1 other RNA gene is annotated in these 307 nt (G+C 62.2%); it reads right to left on the bottom strand.

What is annotated here, in order from left to right:
- Positions 1 to 306, bottom strand: a transfer-messenger RNA (tmRNA) gene (ssrA, locus tag MST27_RS22370); the annotation flags it as partial.
- Between the last annotated feature and the right edge of the window lies 1 nt (position 307).

Raw genomic sequence — 307 nt, 5'->3', positions numbered from 1 at the left:
ACATGCTTAGCCTGGTTGTTTGATTTAACCCGACGTCCGCCAACCGGCAGGCTGACGCTAGGCGATCCGTTGGGTTTTCGTGGCGCATCCCACGGCAGGATGGACCCTTATCTCACGTAAATGACGCTGCTGCGGGTTGCCCCGCCCGGCCCGTGAGCCGTCCGGTGCAGCGCTCGCCGGTATTAAGCGGCGAGAGCGAAACGCTCGTCGTTGGCGTTTGTTGGTTTCCAGATGGATTTGCGAGGTGACTGGTCCTCGGCATGCACTGCACTGCTTCGCGACCCACGTCGAAGCCAGGTCGCCCCCG

Origin of the sequence: Stutzerimonas marianensis, assembly GCF_022810315.1 — a bacterium.
In the GTDB taxonomy this organism is placed as follows: domain Bacteria; phylum Pseudomonadota; class Gammaproteobacteria; order Pseudomonadales; family Pseudomonadaceae; genus Stutzerimonas; species Stutzerimonas marianensis.
Note: the sequence above shows the minus strand (reverse complement) of the source record. Positions and strands in the feature narration are given on the sequence as shown.